A 17,574-nucleotide genomic window follows, 5' to 3' on the forward strand; every position below is an offset into this window, starting at 1 on the left:
ACCCATGACCCAGTTTCAACGTCCCAGCGGACGCGCCACCGCCGATTTGCGTACCGTCCGCCTGACGCGCCATTACACCAGGCATGCCGAAGGTTCCGTGCTGGTGGAATTCGGCGACACCCGCGTGCTGTGTACCGCCAGCATCGAAGAGAAGGTGCCCGGCTTCCTCAAGGGCAAAGGGCAGGGCTGGCTGACCGCCGAATACGGCATGCTGCCGCGCTCGACGCATACGCGCATGGACCGCGAAGCCGCCAAGGGCAAGCAGTCCGGCCGTACGCAGGAAATCCAGCGCCTGATCGGCCGCGCCCTGCGCGCCGCCTTCGACCTGGAAGCTTTCGGCGAACGCACGCTGCATCTCGATTGCGATGTCCTACAAGCCGACGGCGGTACGCGTACGGCGGCCATTACCGGCGCCATGGTGGCGGCTTACGATGCATTCTCGGTACTGCTGGGTCGTGGATTGATTACAGCGATTCCGCTCAAGCATTTCGTTGCCGCGATCTCGGTCGGCGTCTACCGCGGCGTGCCGGTGCTGGATCTCGATTACCTGGAAGATTCCGACTGCGACACCGACATGAACGTCGTCATGACCGATGCCGGCCATTTCGTCGAGGTGCAGGGCACCGCCGAAGGCGCCGCATTCGACCGCGCCACGCTGAACAGCCTGCTCGACATCGCCCAGAAGGGTATCGGCGAACTGCTTGCCTTGCAGAAAGAAACGCTCGGCCTGCCGAAGTAAGGTCGCGCTGAAATACCCTGCACGAAAGGAGCGGCGGCCAGCAGCCTCGGCCGAATCCTTTTACAATCCCGGCATGCCATGTCCGTCGTTGCGGACATGGCGTTTTTACTTTGGCCATTCAACCGTTGTTATCAGTCATGACACAAAAAATCGTTCTCGCTTCCAATAATCAAGGCAAGCTCAAGGAATTCGGCGCCTTGCTCGGGGAAATCGGTCTGGACGTGCGTCAGCAAGGCGAATTCGATGTTCCGGAAGCGGAAGAACCGTTTGCCACCTTCGTCGAAAATGCCTTGGCAAAAGCGCGCCACGCTTCCCGCCTGACCGGCTTGCCCGCTTTGGCCGATGATTCCGGCGTATGCGTCAACGCCCTGGGCGGCGCACCCGGCGTCTGGTCGGCGCGCTACGCCGGCGAGCCCAAATCGGACGCCGCCAACAACGCCAAACTGATTGCCGACCTCGTCGGCCATGACGACAAATCCGCCTATTACTATTGCGTGCTGGTCTACGTGCGCCATGCCGACGACCCGCAGCCGGTCATTGCCGACGGTTCCTGGCACGGCGAAATCGTTGCGCAGGCGCGCGGCGCAGGCGGCTTCGGTTACGACCCTCACTTCTGGCTGCCGGCGCTGAACAAGACCGCAGCCGAATTGACCCCGGCGGAAAAGAATGCCTGCTCGCACCGCGGACAGGCGCTGCGCGCGCTGGTTGAGAAGCTGCGATGATCATCCCGATCAAACCGGTCGGCGTCGATCCGTCCTCGATGCCGGAACAGCCGGCCCGGTCCGAACCGGCGCAAGCCGCGCTGGCTTTCCTCAAGCCGGGCAGCCTGCAACTGACGGCCTTGCCGCCGCTGTCGCTGTACGTGCATTTTCCGTGGTGCGTGAAGAAGTGTCCCTATTGCGATTTCAACTCGCATGAAGTGAAGGGCAGCTTTCCCGAAGACGCCTACCTCGACGCTCTGCGCGCCGACCTGGAATCGGCGTTGCCGCTGATCTGGGGTCGCAAGATCTATTCCGTCTTCATCGGCGGCGGTACGCCCAGCCTGCTGTCGGCAGCCGGGTTGGACCGTCTGCTGTCGGACATTCGCACCTTGGTGCCGCTGGACATCGACATCGAAATTACCATGGAGGCCAACCCCGGCACCTTCGAAGCCGATAAATTCAAGTCTTACCGCGCCAGCGGCGTCAACCGCCTGTCGATCGGCATCCAGAGCTTCAACTCGGTGCATCTGGCGGCGCTCGGGCGCATCCACGACGGCGACCAGGCGCGCAAGGCGGTCGAGATCGCCCACGCCAATTTCGACAATTTCAATCTCGACCTGATGTACGCCTTGCCGTCGCAAAGCGTGGAAGAGGCGCAACGCGACATCGAAACCGCCATCGCCTGTGCGCCGCCGCACCTGTCGCTGTATCACTTGACGCTGGAGCCGAACACGCTGTTCGCCAAATACCCGCCGCCGGTGCCGGACGAAGACGCCAGCGCCGACATGCAGGACATGATCGCCGCGCTGACGTCTGCGGCCGGCTACCAGCACTATGAAGTATCGGCCTACGCCAGGCCGAAGCGCCAGGCGCGCCATAATCTCAACTATTGGCAATTCGGCGACTACCTCGGCATCGGCGCCGGAGCGCATTCCAAACTGTCGTTTCCGCATCGTATCGTGCGGCAGATGCGCCACAAGCATCCGCAAACCTATCTGGAGAAGATGCGCGCCGGTAATGCGATCCAGGAAGAGGGCGAAATCGGCCGCGCTGCGCTGGGCTTCGAGTTCATGCTCAACGCCTTGCGTTTGCAGGAAGGTTTCCAGGTCAACTTGTTTGCTGAGCGTACCGGCATGAGCATCAACAATATCGATGCGGCGTTGAACGAAGCCGAAAAAAAGGGTTTGCTGTACCGCGACCACAAGACCATTCGCCCGACCGAGCTGGGGCAGCGCTTTCTCAACGATTTGCAGGAAATGTTTTTAGTTGAATGAACATGAACAATGAGGCAAGTCTGGTTTTCTCAGGTATATTAAGAAAAATTTTTAACTCGCATAAGAATTTTCTTTTGAAATTCACCGATTTATTGTTAATGACTAATTAAAAATGTTGCGGCTGCTCACCGCAATGTCTATATAAAATGGCTGTCCAGGATAAAAGCATTCCTTCTTTTCCTCTCGTTTTTCTACAGCCCGTTGCAGACGTCCATTACCTATGGACGGCTCTGTCGCTTCATGTTTCGCCGCTCGACGAAAACGGCAGCGATCTGTTTTCCCGGCTTTTCAACGAATTCGGCCTTGGCGAAGCCATGGGGCGGCTTTCCTGCATCCTGACGGTGCCAAATCCGGATAAATTCGTCGGCGAGTTCGGCGCGCCGCCGCAGGACACCAAGCTGATCTTGCGCGTGCCGGTGGAGTATTGTGCCGATCCGGCCAGGCAGCCTTTGCTGGAACGCCTGACCAAGCTCGGTTATAGACTGATCGCCGACGGTCTGCCGCCGCGCAATGCCTTGTTCCCGGATTTCATCGAATCGCTGTCGCTCGATTGCAGCGCCGGCATCTTGCCGGAAGCCGGTATCTGGCTGACCCGCCTGCGCGGTCCGCATCTTGCGGAAAACGTGCCTGATCCGGTGCGGTTCGACGCTTGCCGCGCCGAAGGTTTCCGCTGGTTCAGCGGCGAATATCCGTTGCTGCCGTCGTCGACCATTGTGCAGAAGGATGCAATCTCGCGCGGGCGTTTGGTCAAGCTGCTGGAACTGGTGTCGCACGACGCCGATGCACCGGCCCTGGAGGGCTTGCTCAAGCAGGATCCGGCCTTGTCCTACCAGTTGTTCAAGCTGGTCAGTTCGGCTGCTTTCGGCTTTTCAGCCCACATCACCAATTTCACCCAGGCCATTAACCTGCTGGGCCGGCGGCAGCTCCAGCGTTGGCTGCAATTGCTGCTGTATGCACGCTTTCCGGGCGACGAGTCGGCCAATCCTCTGCTGCCGCGCGCCGCTGCGCGCGCCGCCATGATGGAGGCATTGTGCCAGCAGCTCGATGGCGACCGCGACGAGCAGGACCGTGCATTCATCGTCGGCATGTTTTCGCTGCTGGATATTTTGCTGACAATGCCTTTAAGACTCATCATCGAGCCGCTCAGACTGCCGCAGGACATCGTCGATGCCCTGATGCAGAGACGCGGCCGTCTGGGCCGGTTGCTGGATATTGTGGAGCGTTCCGAATATGGCCGTATTCCCTTGCGCCACACCGACCTCGAGTCGGGCGGCGTCACTGCTGAAGGTTATTGCCGCGCCTTGATACAAGCCTATCGCTGGGCATCCAAAGTCAGTCACGAGGCCTGACATCATGATCGCCACTCTCGGCAGCAATGATTTCGCCTGCTGCACGGCACTGCTCGAGGCAGTGTTGGGCCTTGACGGCGCGGCGCTGCATGAGGCATTGGGCAGCGCTGTTTCGACGTTCCTGGGTCGCGTCGGCGGCCGCTATCTGCCGGGCCCGCCGGTCGATGCGCTGCAATGGACGAAGGTCGTGGAGCACCAGGGCCAGTCATACGGCCTTTATGTTTTTCCTGACTCTGCAGACAGTTACACGGAAGCCGAAGCCGCTCGCCTTGCATCGTTTGCAGCGTTGACCGGCCGTCTGCTGCACAATCGCGCCGACACCGAAAAGCGCAGCCGCGCGTTGGACCAGATCGAATCAAAGCTGGAGCAACAGGCCCAGATTCTCAACCAGATGCACGAGTCGGTCATCACGATGGACCAGGCCGGCTTCATCATCAGTTGGAACCGCGGCGCCGAGCAATTGTTCGGCTACACGGCGATCGAGGCGATCGGCCGCAATGTGCTGTTCCTGTATGAGAACGAAGATGAGGACGACACTGCGCTCAACGACGTCTTCCTGTCGCAAGGCGGACGCGAGATGGAAGTGCGCCGCCGCAAGAAGTCGGGTGAAACCTTCTGGGCCAGCCTGTCGCTGTCCATCATGCGCGACCAGTACGGCCAGCCGATCGGCATGATCGGCTACATCAACGACATCACCGAACGCAAGAACGCCGAAAAGCTGATTCATCATCTGGCCTATTACGATTCGCTGACCGGCTTGCCCAATCGCACGCTGCTCACGCGCACGGTCGATCAGGCGCTGGTGGCGGCGCAGCAGGACAATATCTACGGCTGCATCATGTTCATCGACCTGAACCGCTTCAAGCCGATCAACGACACCCTCGGCCATGTCGCCGGCGACATGCTGCTGGTCGAAGTGGCGATCCGCCTGCGCCGCGCGCTACGCGAAGAAGATGTGGTGGCGCGACTGGGCGCGGATGAATTTGCAATCGCACTGTTCGATATCGACAAGGATTATCATGCCGGCTTCGTCGCGCAAAAGTTGATCGCGCTATTCGACGAACCGTTCTTCATCGACGGTCATGAACTGCGTGTCGGCGCCAGCATCGGCATCAGCATGTATCCGCAAGACGCGGTCGACACCGAAACCCTGCTGCGCCTGGCCGACATCGCCATGTACCGCGCCAAGCAGGGCGGTGAGAATAACGAAGGCGGCTACGCGTATTACAGCGAAGAGATGAACCGCAACACGCTGGACCTGCTGCGCATCGAAACCGGCCTGCTGCACGCCTTCGAATACAACGAACTGTTGCTCTACTACCAGCCCAAGATCGATTTCGCCGGCGGACACATCACCGGTGCCGAAGCGCTGGTGCGGTGGCAGCATCCCGAGCGCGGCTTGCTGGGGCCGGGGGATTTCATCCCGATTGCCGAAGAGACCGGCCTGATCGTGCAGTTGAGCGAGTGGGTACTGGAGGCGGCCTGCGCGCAAGCGCGCCAGTGGAAAGACGCCGGCATGGAACCGATTCGCATCGCCATCAACGTGACGGCGCGCGAATTCACGCGTTCCTTGCCGGACCGGGTGAGGGCGGCGCTGAGCCGGCATCAGTTGACCGGCGACTGGCTCGAACTGGAAATCACCGAAAGCATGCTGATGAACAGCACCGATCGCGTCATCTCCATCATGGAAAAGATTTGCCTGCTGGGTGTGACTATCTCGTTAGACGATTTCGGCACCGGCTATTCGAGTCTGTCTTACCTGAAGCGTTTCCCCATCAACACCCTGAAGATCGACCGTTCGTTCACCACCGGCATTCCCGACGACACCAACGATTGCGCCATCGCCAGCGCCATCATTGGCATTGCCAAGCAGCTCAGGCACAAGGTTATCGCCGAAGGCGTCGAGAGTATGGAGCAGTTCAGTTTCCTCAAGGAAGCCGGATGCAATGAATTGCAGGGTTATCTGTTCTCCCGCCCCGTGCCTGCTGCAGACTTCCATCTCATGCTGACCGAAGGCCGCAAGTTCTCCGCCTCGATCTGAATCTCCCCGGTTTCATCCTGCACCGCATCGCGGGCAAAGGTCGCTTGCGGTCCGGCATCAAATTTTTTGTTGCCGTATGGGAAAATTGCGTTATTCTTTACGATGATTTTCACAAAGCATCGGTATTGTCAAAAAAGCAGCATGCAGGGTAGGGAAGGGGTTGCATTGCCGCCGGCAACAATGGGCGCCATAGCCTGAACCATGCGTCGATAGCGTTATAAAAAAAACATCAACCGTTCTGTTAAGCGACATTCTCTTATGTGCACCACACCGAGCGATCAAGCCAGGCGTGACGTTCCTACCGGGTACAAACCGGTTTTGCTTTTGTTTGCGCCCTGCATTCCTCATTTTTCATTTTTTCTTCTTCCATTTCGCTCTGTTCGCGGGGGCGCCTGCCGCCGACGGTCCGAACATGCCATCCGTCCGTTTTGATTTCAGTGCCATGAAAACTTACGAGCCTCCGGTTGAGATTTTGGACGCCGCCTCATTGTCGCGTACGCTGATTGTCTTGTGCATGATCGCGCTGTTTGGGCTGGGCGCGCTATGGCGCGTCACCTCCGGATTCCGCGCGATATCGAGCGAACAGGCGCGACGCATCTCCATCAGCCAGCAACCGACAAGCGTGCCGAACACGCGGCTGGCGCTTGCCTCAGGCGGCAATACGCCATTGCAGCAGGCATTGGCTGCCGATGGCCGCGTGGCGATCATCGCCTTTACCTACGCGGGTTGCAACGGCATATGCGCCGCGCTTGGCGACGAATTCCAGCGCCTTCAGCAGACTATCCGGGAGCGCGGCCTGGAGCGCGATATCCGGCTCATCAGCATCAGTTTCGATCCCGCCGACTCGCCCGCGCATCTGAGAAAATATGCGCGCTCGCTCAAGGCGGACAATGCGCTCTGGCAGTTTGCCAGCGTTCCCGACAGCATGCAGCGGCGCCTGTTGCTCGCGACTTTCGGCGTGGTCGTCCTGCCGGCACCGTTGGGCCAGTTCCAGCACAACGCAGCGTTGCATATCGTCACGCCGGAAGGCAAGCTGGTGGACATTGTCGATGCCAGCGACCCGAATGCGGCATTGGCCGAGGCGGAGAATCTGGCGCTCGGCAAGCGCAGGTTGTCGTTGGCGGCATCATGAAATCGCTGGAAATTCTCAGGCAAAACACCACCGCCGTGTTGGTCTCGGGCATCCTCTTTTTCATCGCCATCATGGCCCGGCGGATGCTGGAATCCACCATGTTCAGCCACGTGCTGCTGCAGATGCCGTTGCTGATCCTGAGCGGGGTATTGCTGGCGAACTTGCGTCCCCCGGCGTTTCCCCCGCGCCGACCGGCACTGCACCGCCTGTGGCGGAAATGCGATGCGCACGGTCTGGCGAGCATGCTGGCGTTGCTGTTTTCCTGTGCTTACTGGATGGTGCCGAATGCGATCGAGCGCGCTGTGATCAACCCGTTCGACGACTTCGCCAAGTTCCTTAGCCTGACTCTCGCCGGCGCCTTATTGCCCGGGGCTTTGCGCAAGAGCCATATTGTGGTGCAGATATTTTTCATCGGCGGCATTGTCTGGATGATGGCGATGGCCGGGATGATGTATCAGAATGCGACGCAACGCCTTTGCAACAGCTATCTGCTGGACGATCAGGTCCGTACCGGCATCGGTCTGGTGGCGCTGGCGGTCATTTTGCCCATGTGGTGGTGCGTCTCCAACTCGCGTGCGGTCGCTCCGAAGAACGGTCTTCGGCAGGGCGGCATCCTCGACGACAATAGCGGCATAGGCCGCGCCGCCTGCAAGGAATAGCATTTAATCGCATTCATCCCGCTGGCATCGGCTTTCCTTGCTGTTCGCATGGTACTTTGCGATGGCCGTTTCAATCCTTGAGGTAATGCGGGAAACGCGCCCGGATATCGTCCAGGTGCGAGAGCGTGCCTGACAGGTGCGCACGCAAGGCGTCTTGCGCCGCGGCCGGATCGCCGGCCGCGATTGCCTTGACGATGGCAATGTGGTCGCGCAGCACCGCGTGCGCCTTGCCGGGAATCGGCACATGCAGCGCGCGCAGGCGATCCAGGTGGCCGCTATGGCGTCGCACCATGGCCCACAAATCGGGAATCTCGGCTGCTTCATACATGTGCCGGTGGAAGTCCTGGTCGGCTTCGACAAATTCGCTGTAGTCCTCGCTGTCGGCCAGCACGCGCTGCTTTTCGATGCTGGCTTCCAGCCGTGCGATCAGTGCCGGATTGGGCGTCGACGCCAGCACATGGACGATTTCCAGTTCGATGGAGCGGCGCAGGAAATGCGCCTGGCGCGCCATCGCGATGTCCACGGCGCGCACCACCGTCGCATGCTGCGGGAAAATATCCACCAACCCTTCTTCGCCCAGCTTCATCAGCGCATCGCGGATCGGCGTCTGGCTCAGGCCGAATTGCAGCGCCAGTTCCGCGCGCGAGAGGACCGTGCCAGGCGTCAGTTGCATCGTGATGATGGCCTCGCGCAGTCGCTCGAACACTTGCGGCGCGGCGTGGCGCGAGCGATCGAGTTGATGTCGGGGCTGGAGCAAGCGGTTGTTCATGGGCGAGGCACAATAAAAAGAAAGCGATAAAACAGCAGTCCGGACGACAAGCGACAGGTGGAGAACAACAGGTGAAGAAACGAGCCTGCCTGAGATAAAGCGCAATGCCTGCCTGATCTGCAATGTTATCTGCATGATAAAGCAGTTTTTGTGCATTGACACACTAATATATTAGTGTTTTAATGCCGCAAAGGTGACGCATTGGCGCCGCCAAAGCCTTCTTCGGAAGCAAAAAAACGCAGGAGACAAGCAGTGGGCACAGCGCAGGCAGCAAGTATCGCGGGCAAGATCCCGTCGCCGTTGGACAGTGCAATAGCAAAGATCAAGCAGCGCATCTTGCCGCTGTTCGTCATCATGTTCATCGTCAATTACATCGACCGCGTCAATATCGGCTTCGTGCGCACGCACCTGGCCGCCGACATCGGCATCGGCACTGCGGCGTACGGATTGGGAGCGGGCCTGTTCTTCGTCGGCTACGCCATCTTCGAAGTGCCGTCGAACATGCTGCTGCAAAAATTCGGCGCCAAAGCCTGGCTGACGCGCATCATGCTGACCTGGGGCATCGCCGCGACCGCGATGGCTTTCGTGCAGGGCGAGACGTCGTTTTATGTGCTGCGCTTCGTGCTCGGCGTGGCGGAAGCTGGATTCTTCCCGGGCGTGATCTACTACTTCACGCAATGGCTGCCCGCCGGCGAGCGCGGCAAGGCCATGGCGATTTTCCTGAGCGGTTCGGCGCTGGCGTCGATCTTGTCCGGCCCGGTGTCGGGCGCGCTGTTGCAGATCGAAGGCGGCGGCCTGCACGGCTGGCAATGGATGTTCATCATCGAAGGCATGGCCTCGGTAGTGCTGTGCGGCGTGGTCTGGTTCTGGCTCGATTCGAGGCCGGCCGATGCGACCTGGCTGAGCCAGCGCGAACGCGATCTCGTCGCCGACGCCATCGCCGCCGAGCAGGAGGAGCGGCAAAAGAACAAGCCGGCGCATGTCTCGGCATGGTCGCTGCTGCGCGACGGCCAGATCGCCATCTTCTGCTTCATCTATTTCTCGATTTCGCTGACGATTTACGGCGCGACGTTCTGGCTGCCCAGCATCATCCGCAAGATGGGCGCCTATTCGGATTTCCAGGTCGGGCTGTTCAACTCGATCCCGTGGATCATCTCCATCATCGCCATGTACCTGTTCGCCAGCCTGGCGGCGCGCTTCAGGTTCCAGCAAGCCTGGGCGGCCGCCGCGCTGATCATTGCGGCCATCGGCATGTATGTCTCGACCTTCGGCGGTCCGGTGTTCGCCTTCGTATCGATCTGCTTTGCCGCCGTCGGCTTCAAGGCGGCGTCCTCGCTGTTCTGGCCGATTCCGCAAGCCTATCTCGACGCCCGCATCGCAGCGGCGGTGATTGCGCTGATCAATTCGCTGGGCAACCTGGGAGGCTTCGTCGCGCCGACCACGTTCGGCTTCCTCGAACAGAAGACCGGCTCCATCCAGGGCGGCCTGTATGCGCTGGCGGCGACCTCGGTGGCGGCGGCGATCGTGGTGTTTTTCGCCCGCACCGGCAGCAAGAAATAATCCATTCCTGAAACACAGACAGAAGACCTGCCATGAAGATTTCACGCGTCACCGTCACTCCGATCGCATTCAAGGATGCGCCCCTGCTCAACGCCAGCGGCATCCATGAGCCGTACGCCTTGCGCTCCATCATTGAAATCGAAACCGACAACGGCCATTTAGGTCTTGGCGAAAGCTACGGCGACGCGCCGGCGCTGGCGGTCCTTGACAAGGTCAAGACGCAACTGATCGGCCTCGACCCGTTCAACTTCAACGGCCTGCGCGCCATCGTCAAGGCCATGGTCGCAGGCATGTCGCCGGCCGGCAATGGCGGCGCCGAGCTGGCGCCGGGCTCGCAAGCAAGCAAGGCAGTCAGCAATGCCTATTCCGCTTTTGAAGTAGCCTTGCTCGACGTCCAGGCGCGCCACCTGAATGTGCCGCTGGTCGACTTGCTGGGCGGCGCCGTGCGTACCGAGATACCGTTCAGCGCCTACCTGTTCTTCAAGTATGCACAACACATCGACAGCCCTTACGCGCCGGACGCCTGGGGCGAAGCCTTGAGCGAAGAACAGATCGTCGCCCAGGCGCGCAAGATGATCGACGAGAACGGCTTCCAGAGCATCAAGCTCAAGGCCGGCGCGCTCGAACCGGAACATGAGGTTGCCTGCATCAAGGCATTGAAGAAGGCTTTTCCGAACGCGCCGCTGCGCATCGACCCCAACGGCAACTGGTCGCTGGAAACTGCGGTGCGCATGGCCGAACTGCTCGGCGATGACCTGCAATACTACGAGGATCCGACACCGGGGCTGGAAGGCATGGCCGAACTGCATCGCCGCACCGGTTTACCGCTGGCGACCAACATGGTGGTGACCGACTTCGACGAGTTCCGCCGCAGCGTCGCCTTGAACAGCGTGCAGATCGTGCTGGCCGACCATCATTACTGGGGCGGCCTGCGCGACACGCAGTTGCTCGCGCTGATGTGCGACACCTTCGGGCTGGGCGTATCGATGCATTCCAATTCCCACCTCGGCATCAGCCTGATGGCGATGTCGCATGTGGCGGCGGCGGTGCCGAACCTGTCCTACGCCTGCGACACGCATTATCCCTGGCAGGAAGCCGACGAAGAAGTCATCAAGGGCGGCAAGCTGGCGATCCGCAACGGTTGTGTCAGCATCACGCGCGCGCCCGGCCTTGGCGTGGAACTAGACCGCGACCAATTGGCCAAGCTGCACGAGTTGTATCTGGGCTGCGGCATCCGGTCGCGCGACGACGTGCGCCAGATGCGCAAGTACAAACCGGATTGGAAAACTGTCAAACCGCGCTTCTAGGCCGGCGGTCGTTCGTCCGTTCAATTGGATGGCGGAACGGGGCTGTTGACCCGCGGAAGCGGCTGATAGGGTTTGCCGGCAATCCCCAGGTTGGACGGTTCCGCAGGTTTGACGGCAGGGGCAAGGTATCCGACGACATCCAGTACGCCCCACCAGGCGGGGTCTGCGGTTTTGAACTGAAGCGGCGCAGAGGCGTTCGGCGTTGGTACAACAACATTTGGCGTGCCAAGATCGCGCCAGGACGCGCGGTCGCCCCATTTGCCGCTGCTGCGGACGATCTCATCGGGCAGCGGCTTCGCTAGCGGCGTGCCAACCTCGGGCTGTTGCGCGCTTGCCGGATGGAGCCAACCCGCGCAGCAGGCGGCCAATACAAGCGACTTCAATAACGGGACGACCTTGTCGGTGGTGAATGTAGCGATCATGTCCAGACTCTCCATGAAATTGTCTGGACAATCAGACGAAGAATCCGCGCCAGGGTTCGCTGGGGGACATTGATTGCAACTAATGCCGGCAAATGTTCGCAAAACTTCTAATTAATCATCGATGGTTTTGCTGGTCTCGCCGCTGGCGCCAGGCTTCCAGAAAAGCCAGCGTCACGCTCGCCTCATTGCTTTCAGCCAGCCCGCTGCTGAAAAAAGCGCCGACATCCGTGAAATCGTTGCCGCCCGCCAGGTCGGACAAGCTGCGAAACGCGATGAAAGGCACGCGGTTGGCATAAGCAACTTGGGCGAAGGCGGCCGTTTCCATATCGACAAGCTGCGCCTGGATGGTTTCATGCAGATAAGCGCGGTAACCCGGATTGGCCAGAAAAGCCGTTCCGGAAACGCCGCGTCCGCCGACGGTCAGCATCGGCTGCGTGCTGACGCACAACGCCGGATTTTTCGGACCGCATTTGGCCAGCGCCGGTCGCAAGGTGCGCGCCAATGCCAGCATCTCCGCATCGGCCTCGAAATCGAAACGGAATTCGCCCTGCGGCGCGTTGCCGCCATTCATGACAAAACTGTCGCGCATGAACAGGCCGCTGCTGACCGGACCGGCGGCCGTTTCGAACCTGAAGTCCGGCCGGGCCTTGCCGTCATGCGTTGCCAGTCTGAGTCCCAGGCAACCGACATCCGCCGCCGCACCGCACGGCCCCGGCACGCTGCCGTCGCCGTTCCAATAGACTTCCATCGGCATGGCCCAGCGCTCCGGCACGATCACATCGCCGACATGGTGATCCGGATCGACGCCGCCGGCGATACCGCTCATCAGCAGGCGCTCCACATGGAAGTGATCCAGCATCAATTGCGTGACCATGGTGGCATTGACCATGCTGACGCCGCTCAGCACGATGACCACCGGATTGCCGCGCAAGATGCCGGTGGTGAAGCGATTGCCGTTGATGCGCCAATCGCGTTTTTTCTGCGTCTGTTCAAGCAGTATGTCCGCTTCGGCGCCGAATGCGGAAACGATGCCGATGCGCGGCCGGCATTCGCTGAGGCAGCGTTTCTTTTCAGCCTGGGCCGCGCCGGTTGCGGTCAGCAGCAGAGCACCGGCCAGCAGCGTGCAGGCCAATTTCTTCAGGTGGGAAATGAGGGCAGGCAAGGGCGATCCTTTCGCAGCAGGAGCAAGAAGCGCAAAGGATGCCGAATAATGAAGAATTTCGCCAGCGTTTATTCGCGCGGATACGTCAGGCGGTTTCCGCCGCATGCGTCTCCACCAACAGCTTCTTGATCTCCGGCACGCAGGAGCCGCAATTGCCGCCGGCTTTGAGGCAGCCAGTGACTTCGGCGACCGTCTTCAAGCCTTTTTCACGCACCGTATTGCAGATGGTGTTGCGGCCCACGCCGAAGCAGGAGCAGACGGTCGGACCGGTGTCGGCGCCTTTTTCGATGGGTTGGCCAATCAGCAGGCCGACGCGGTCGGCTTCCTCCAGTTGCTCCTTGTCGAACAGGCCCGCCAGCCAGGCGCGCGAGGGTAGGTCGGGGCGTGTCGACATGAAGAGGCACATGTCGATGCGGTCATTGTCGATATGCACGGCGCGGTAGACGCCTGCGGTGCGGTCTTCATATTCGAGCCAGTCGGCGTCGATGTCGTGCACGCCGAGCAGCGTGCGTGCCCAGGCGCTGTGGTCATTGACGACGTTGCGGCCGGCCAGTTCGTAGCGGGCGAAGTCGCGGCCCTGGATGCGCGTCCAGTGCGTGATGGCGTCGAGCGTCAACGCTTTGCGGCTGAGGATGAAGCCGTGCCAGGACACGCCGAATTCTTCGATGTTGACCGGCGTGTGCTTGAACTCCGGTTCGCCCGAAACGGGATCGACCACCGGATTCACCAATGCGCCGACGCGCGCGTCCGAGGCGGTCTGGTTGTTCCAGTGGATCGGCACGAACACGCTGCCGCGCGCGATGCCGCCGCTGTGCTGCACGCGCGCCACCATCGCGCCCCAGCGCGAGCTGATGCGCGCCAGGCTGCCTTCGCGCACGCCGTAGCGTAGCGCATCTTGCGGGTGCATGTCGACGAAGGATTCCGGAACGTGGTCGGCCAGCCGCGCCGATTTGCCGGTGCGCGTCATGGTGTGCCACTGGTCGCGCACGCGGCCGGTGTTGAGCACCAGCGGAAACTCTTCATCGGGCAGATGCGCAGGACCGCGCGGCGGTGTAGGCACGAAGCGCGCCTTGCCGTCGGGATGCGCGTAGCAGCGGTCGCCGAACAGGCGAGCTGTACCGGCGATCTGCGCGTCGGTTGTGCGCGTTGCCGGCCACTGGATCGGTTGCAGTGCATCGAATTGCCGTTTGTCCATGCCGGTCAGGCCGTCCAGATTGAACATGCGCATGCTGTTGCCGGCGATCTGCGGCGGGCCGTTGCGATAAGCGCTCAGGCGCGCGTGTTCGTCGAAAATTTCATGTACGCCGGCAAAATCGAAACCGCGGTAGCCCATGCGTTTGGCGACGTCGCAGATCACTTGCCAGTCGCCACGCGCTTCGCCGGGGGCGGACAGAAAGGGCCGCTGGCGCGAGATGCGGCGCTCCGAATTGGTGACCGTGCCATCCTTTTCGCCCCAGCCCAGCGCCGGCAGCAGGATATGCGCGAAGGCATTGGTGTCGGTGTTTTCGATGATGTCGGAAGAAACCACCAGTTCGCATTGGGACAGCGCGCGCCGGACCACATTGGCATCCGGCAGGCTGACCATGGGATTGGTCGCCATGATCCAGACCGCCTTGATCCGGCCGGCTTCAATGGCGTTGAACAGGTCGACCGCTTTCAGGCCGGGACGGTCGGCAATGCGCGGCGAATCCCAGAAGGTTTGCACGGTGTCGCGGTGCAGGGCATTGTCGAGATCCATGTGCGCGGCCAGCATGTTGGCCAGGCCGCCGACTTCGCGTCCGCCCATGGCGTTGGGCTGGCCGGTGATCGAAAACGGTCCCATGCCGGGCTTGCCGATGCGGCCGCTGATCAGGTGGCAGTTGATGATGCTGTTGACCTTGTCGGTGCCGGCGCTGGACTGGTTGACGCCCATCGAGAACGCCGTGATGACTTTTTCGGTATCGGCGAACAGTTGGTAAAAGGCCAGCAGATCGTCGATATCGATCTTGCAGATGCGCGCGACTTCCTGCGGGTCGGCGCAATCGGCGTCGGCAACCGCCAGCGCCTCACCGAGGCCGGCAGTGTGCGCATCGACGAACGCGTTGTCGCGCGCGCCGCGATGCGCCAGGAAGCTCATCAGGCCGTTGAACAGCCAGACGTCGGTGCCGGCCTTGACCGGCAAATGCAGGTCGGCCAGTTCGCAGGTGGCGGTGCGGCGCGGATCGATGACGATCAGTTTCATCCCGGGCCGGTTTTCCCTGGCCTTGGCAATCCGTTGAAAAAGAATGGGATGGCACCATGCCGTATTGGAGCCGACCAGGACCACCATGTCGGCCTGTTCCAGGTCGTCGTAGCAGATCGGCACCAGGTCTTCGCCGAAGGCGCGCTTGTGGCCGGCCACGGCCGACGACATGCACAGGCGCGAGTTGGTGTCGATGTTGGCGCTGCCGATGTAGCCTTTCATCAGCTTGTTGGCGATGTAATAATCCTCGGTCAGCAACTGGCCGGAGACATACAGCGCCACCGCATCGGGGCCATGCCGGTCGATGATGCCGCGCAAGCCGCCCGCCACCTTGTCGAGCGCGGCGTCCCAGCTCACGCGCTGCAGGTTGCCGCCGGCGTCGCGCATCTTGGGATGCAGCAGGCGGCCGTCGAGATCGACGGTTTCGCCGAGCGCCGATCCCTTCACGCACAGGCGGCCCTTGTTGGCCGGATGCAGTTCGTCGCCGGCAATGGCAATCGCGCCGTCGGCCTGCAAGGAAGCGCGCACGCCGCAACCGACGCCGCAATACGGGCAGGTGGTCTTGGTGCCGGGGACGGAGAGCGGAGCTTGGGATAGATTCACGATGGTTTCCTGATCAGGCTGCCTTGGTGGGATTGCACAGCGCCTGGCCGAACAGCAATTGATGACGGATGGCGGAGATGTCGCCGCCTTTCTGGATCAGGTCGAAATACCACGGGCCGTCCTTGACGTCGCCGTACAGCACAGCCCCGATCAGCCGGCTGCCCTTGAGCACCAGCCGTTTGTAGATGCCGCGGCGCGGATCGCGCAGCACCAGGTCTTCGGTGTCTTCGGCGCCGATGAAATCGCCGGCGGAATACAGGTCGACGCCGGTGACCTTGAGTTTGGTCGCGGTCGCCTGCTGTATGTAGCGGCGATGTCCGGCGCCGGCCAGATGGGCGCCGCACACGCGCGCCTGATCCCAGATCGGTGCGACCAGGCCGAAGGTGGCCTGGCGATGCTGCACGCATTCGCCGACGGCATAGATGCGCGGGTCGTAGGTTTGCAGCGTGTCGTCGACCACGATGGCGCGATCGCAATGCAGGCCGGCGTCTTTGGCCAGGCCGATATTGGGACGCACGCCGGCGGTCATGACAACCAGATCGGCGGGGATTTCAGCGCCGTCTTTGAAACGCACGGCCGTGACGCGGTCGGCGCCGACGATTTCTTCCGTCTGTGCATTGAGCAGGAAGCGCAAGCCTTTCATTTCCAGCGCTTTTTTGAGCAAGGCCGCGGCGGGCTTGTCCAGTTGCTGGTTCATGAGGCTGTCGGTGACATGCACCACGGTCACGTCCATGCCCTGGCGCAGCAGGCCGTTGGCGGCTTCCAGGCCGAGCAGGCCGCCGCCGATCACCACCGCGTGGCGGTGGTTGCGTGCGGCGTCGAGCATGGCGTTGACATCCTGGATATCGCGGAAGGCGATCACGCCCGGCAACGCATGCCCCGGCACCGGGATGATGAAAGGCTTGGAGCCGGTCGCCAGCAGCAGGCGGTCGTAGCGGATTTCGACGCCGGCCTGCGATCGCACGATGCGGCGGCGACGGTCGATTTTTTCGATCGGATCGCCGGCGTGCAGCGTGATGTTGTTTTGCGCGTACCACTCATGCGTGTTGAGCATGATGTCGGCGATGCTCTTGTCGCCTGCCAGCACCGGCGACAGCAGGATGCGGTTGTAGTTGCCGTGCGGTTCGGCGCCGAACACGGTGATGTCGTACAGATCCGGCGCCAGCTTCAGCAATTCTTCCACCGTGCGCATGCCGGCCATGCCGTTGCCGATCACGACCAGCGACGGTTTTGTTGAAGAATCGACAGGAGCCGGAACGATTGTCATGCGGCCACCCACACCTTGCCGCCGTCGACGCGCGCCGGATAGGCGCTGACCGAGTGTTCCGGGGCTTCCAGGCATTCGCCGGTCTGCAGGTCAAAATGCTGTTTGTAAATCGGCGAGGCGACCACGACGCGTTCGCCGATGCTGCCGACCAGGCCGCGCGACAGCACCGAGGCTTCCGCGTTGGGATCGTAGTTGCCGATGGCGAACACGCGCGTTTCATTCCGGCTGCCGTCGATGACGTGGAATACCGCCACCTGTTCGCCGTTGATCAGCGCGCAGACGCCGGTATTGGGCACGATGTCGGCGATGTCGCAGACTTCGATCCAGTGTTCAATTTGTCGGTCGCTGTGCATGTGTTTCTCCTTCAT

General features: G+C 61.3%; 15 protein-coding genes. 9 read left to right on the plus strand and 6 right to left on the minus strand.

The features are described from left to right. The first annotated feature begins 4 nt into the window (after positions 1-4). The 7 genes from rph (at position 5) to RV1423_RS06985 (ending at position 7,895) form a co-directional block, all read left to right on the plus strand. The gene (gene rph / locus RV1423_RS06955) at positions 5-739 is read left to right on the plus strand and encodes a ribonuclease PH (RefSeq protein WP_034294773.1); all 735 of its coding nucleotides are present in this window, start codon (positions 5-7) and stop codon (positions 737-739) included. Positions 740-876: 137 nt separating this feature from the next. Continuing rightward, the gene (gene rdgB, locus RV1423_RS06960) at positions 877-1,461 is read left to right on the plus strand and encodes an RdgB/HAM1 family non-canonical purine NTP pyrophosphatase (protein WP_034294775.1); all 585 of its coding nucleotides are present in this window, start codon (positions 877-879) and stop codon (positions 1,459-1,461) included. After that, on the plus strand, positions 1,461-2,714 hold the full coding sequence (hemW, locus tag RV1423_RS06965) for a radical SAM family heme chaperone HemW (RefSeq protein WP_034295171.1): 1,254 nt from the start codon (positions 1,461-1,463) through the stop codon (positions 2,712-2,714). The genes rdgB and hemW overlap by 1 nt, the downstream gene beginning before the upstream one ends. Before the next feature lie 146 nt (positions 2,715-2,860). Further along, positions 2,861-4,063 carry an HDOD domain-containing protein gene (locus tag RV1423_RS06970; RefSeq protein WP_034294777.1) on the plus strand — a complete coding sequence of 401 codons (1,203 nt, stop codon included), beginning with the start codon at positions 2,861-2,863 and terminating at the stop codon, positions 4,061-4,063. Positions 4,064-4,067: 4 nt separating this feature from the next. Then, complete coding sequence (locus tag RV1423_RS06975) at positions 4,068-6,104, plus strand: bifunctional diguanylate cyclase/phosphodiesterase (protein ID WP_034294779.1); 2,037 nt, start codon at positions 4,068-4,070, stop codon at positions 6,102-6,104. Between the two features lie 442 nt (positions 6,105-6,546). Beyond that, on the plus strand, positions 6,547-7,236 hold the full coding sequence (locus tag RV1423_RS06980; RefSeq protein ID WP_197034892.1) for an SCO family protein: 690 nt from the start codon (positions 6,547-6,549) through the stop codon (positions 7,234-7,236). Beyond that, positions 7,233-7,895: a hypothetical protein gene (locus RV1423_RS06985; protein ID WP_051516538.1), complete on the plus strand. Its 663-nt coding sequence runs from the start codon at positions 7,233-7,235 to the stop codon at positions 7,893-7,895. Before RV1423_RS06980 ends, RV1423_RS06985 begins: the two co-directional genes overlap by 4 nt. A 70-nt stretch (positions 7,896-7,965) precedes the next feature. Here the strand turns inward: RV1423_RS06985 and RV1423_RS06990 are convergent, their stop codons facing one another. Further along, positions 7,966-8,664, minus strand: a complete 699-nt coding sequence (locus RV1423_RS06990; protein WP_034294781.1) for a GntR family transcriptional regulator — start codon at positions 8,662-8,664, stop codon at positions 7,966-7,968. A 252-nt stretch (positions 8,665-8,916) separates the two neighbouring features. On the opposite strand from RV1423_RS06990, the gene RV1423_RS06995 reads away from it, so the two are divergent. Further along, positions 8,917-10,224, plus strand: a complete 1,308-nt coding sequence (locus tag RV1423_RS06995) for an MFS transporter (protein ID WP_034294783.1) — start codon at positions 8,917-8,919, stop codon at positions 10,222-10,224. A gap of 32 nt (positions 10,225-10,256) precedes the next feature. Next, positions 10,257-11,531, plus strand: a complete 1,275-nt coding sequence (locus tag RV1423_RS07000) for a glucarate dehydratase family protein (protein ID WP_034294785.1) — start codon at positions 10,257-10,259, stop codon at positions 11,529-11,531. Positions 11,532-11,551: 20 nt separating this feature from the next. On the opposite strand, the gene RV1423_RS07005 is transcribed toward RV1423_RS07000, so the two are convergent. The 5 genes from RV1423_RS07005 to nirD all read right to left on the minus strand — a co-directional run bounded on the left by RV1423_RS07005 (position 11,552) and on the right by nirD (position 17,559). Then, the gene (locus RV1423_RS07005) at positions 11,552-11,953 is read right to left on the minus strand and encodes a hypothetical protein (RefSeq protein ID WP_034294787.1); all 402 of its coding nucleotides are present in this window, start codon (positions 11,951-11,953) and stop codon (positions 11,552-11,554) included. A gap of 115 nt (positions 11,954-12,068) precedes the next feature. Continuing rightward, positions 12,069-13,115 (minus strand): 5'-methylthioadenosine/S-adenosylhomocysteine nucleosidase, encoded by a 1,047-nt coding sequence (locus RV1423_RS07010; RefSeq protein ID WP_034294788.1) that lies wholly within the window; start codon positions 13,113-13,115, stop codon positions 12,069-12,071. An 85-nt stretch (positions 13,116-13,200) separates the two neighbouring features. Continuing rightward, the gene (locus RV1423_RS07015) at positions 13,201-15,939 is read right to left on the minus strand and encodes a nitrate reductase (RefSeq protein WP_034294790.1); all 2,739 of its coding nucleotides are present in this window, start codon (positions 15,937-15,939) and stop codon (positions 13,201-13,203) included. Positions 15,940-15,952: 13 nt separating this feature from the next. After that, positions 15,953-17,206, minus strand: coding sequence for an NAD(P)/FAD-dependent oxidoreductase (locus RV1423_RS07020; protein ID WP_051516539.1), 1,254 nt, complete (start codon positions 17,204-17,206; stop codon positions 15,953-15,955). Continuing rightward, positions 17,203-17,559, minus strand: coding sequence for a nitrite reductase small subunit NirD (gene nirD / locus RV1423_RS07025; protein ID WP_034294792.1), 357 nt, complete (start codon positions 17,557-17,559; stop codon positions 17,203-17,205). Before nirD ends, RV1423_RS07020 begins: the two co-directional genes overlap by 4 nt. Positions 17,560-17,574 lie beyond the last annotated feature (15 nt).

Source organism: Herbaspirillum sp. RV1423 (genome assembly GCF_000577615.1).
Taxonomy (GTDB): domain Bacteria; phylum Pseudomonadota; class Gammaproteobacteria; order Burkholderiales; family Burkholderiaceae_D; genus Herbaspirillum.

Excerpts from the sequence above, each read along its gene's own strand:
- rph (WP_034294773.1), top strand. The coding sequence starts at position 5 with ATGACCCAGTTTCAACGTCCCAGCGGACGCGCCACCGCCGATTTGCGT.
- rdgB (WP_034294775.1), top strand. The coding sequence starts at position 877 with ATGACACAAAAAATCGTTCTCGCTTCCAATAATCAAGGCAAGCTCAAG.
- RV1423_RS06970 (WP_034294777.1), top strand. The coding sequence starts at position 2,861 with ATGGCTGTCCAGGATAAAAGCATTCCTTCTTTTCCTCTCGTTTTTCTA.
- RV1423_RS06975 (WP_034294779.1), top strand. The coding sequence starts at position 4,068 with ATGATCGCCACTCTCGGCAGCAATGATTTCGCCTGCTGCACGGCACTG.
- RV1423_RS06980 (WP_197034892.1), top strand. The coding sequence starts at position 6,547 with ATGAAAACTTACGAGCCTCCGGTTGAGATTTTGGACGCCGCCTCATTG.
- RV1423_RS06985 (WP_051516538.1), top strand. The coding sequence starts at position 7,233 with ATGAAATCGCTGGAAATTCTCAGGCAAAACACCACCGCCGTGTTGGTC.
- RV1423_RS06990 (WP_034294781.1), bottom strand. The coding sequence starts at position 8,664 with ATGAACAACCGCTTGCTCCAGCCCCGACATCAACTCGATCGCTCGCGC.
- RV1423_RS07000 (WP_034294785.1), top strand. The coding sequence starts at position 10,257 with ATGAAGATTTCACGCGTCACCGTCACTCCGATCGCATTCAAGGATGCG.
- RV1423_RS07005 (WP_034294787.1), bottom strand. The coding sequence starts at position 11,953 with ATGATCGCTACATTCACCACCGACAAGGTCGTCCCGTTATTGAAGTCG.
- RV1423_RS07020 (WP_051516539.1), bottom strand. The coding sequence starts at position 17,206 with ATGACAATCGTTCCGGCTCCTGTCGATTCTTCAACAAAACCGTCGCTG.
- nirD (WP_034294792.1), bottom strand. The coding sequence starts at position 17,559 with ATGCACAGCGACCGACAAATTGAACACTGGATCGAAGTCTGCGACATC.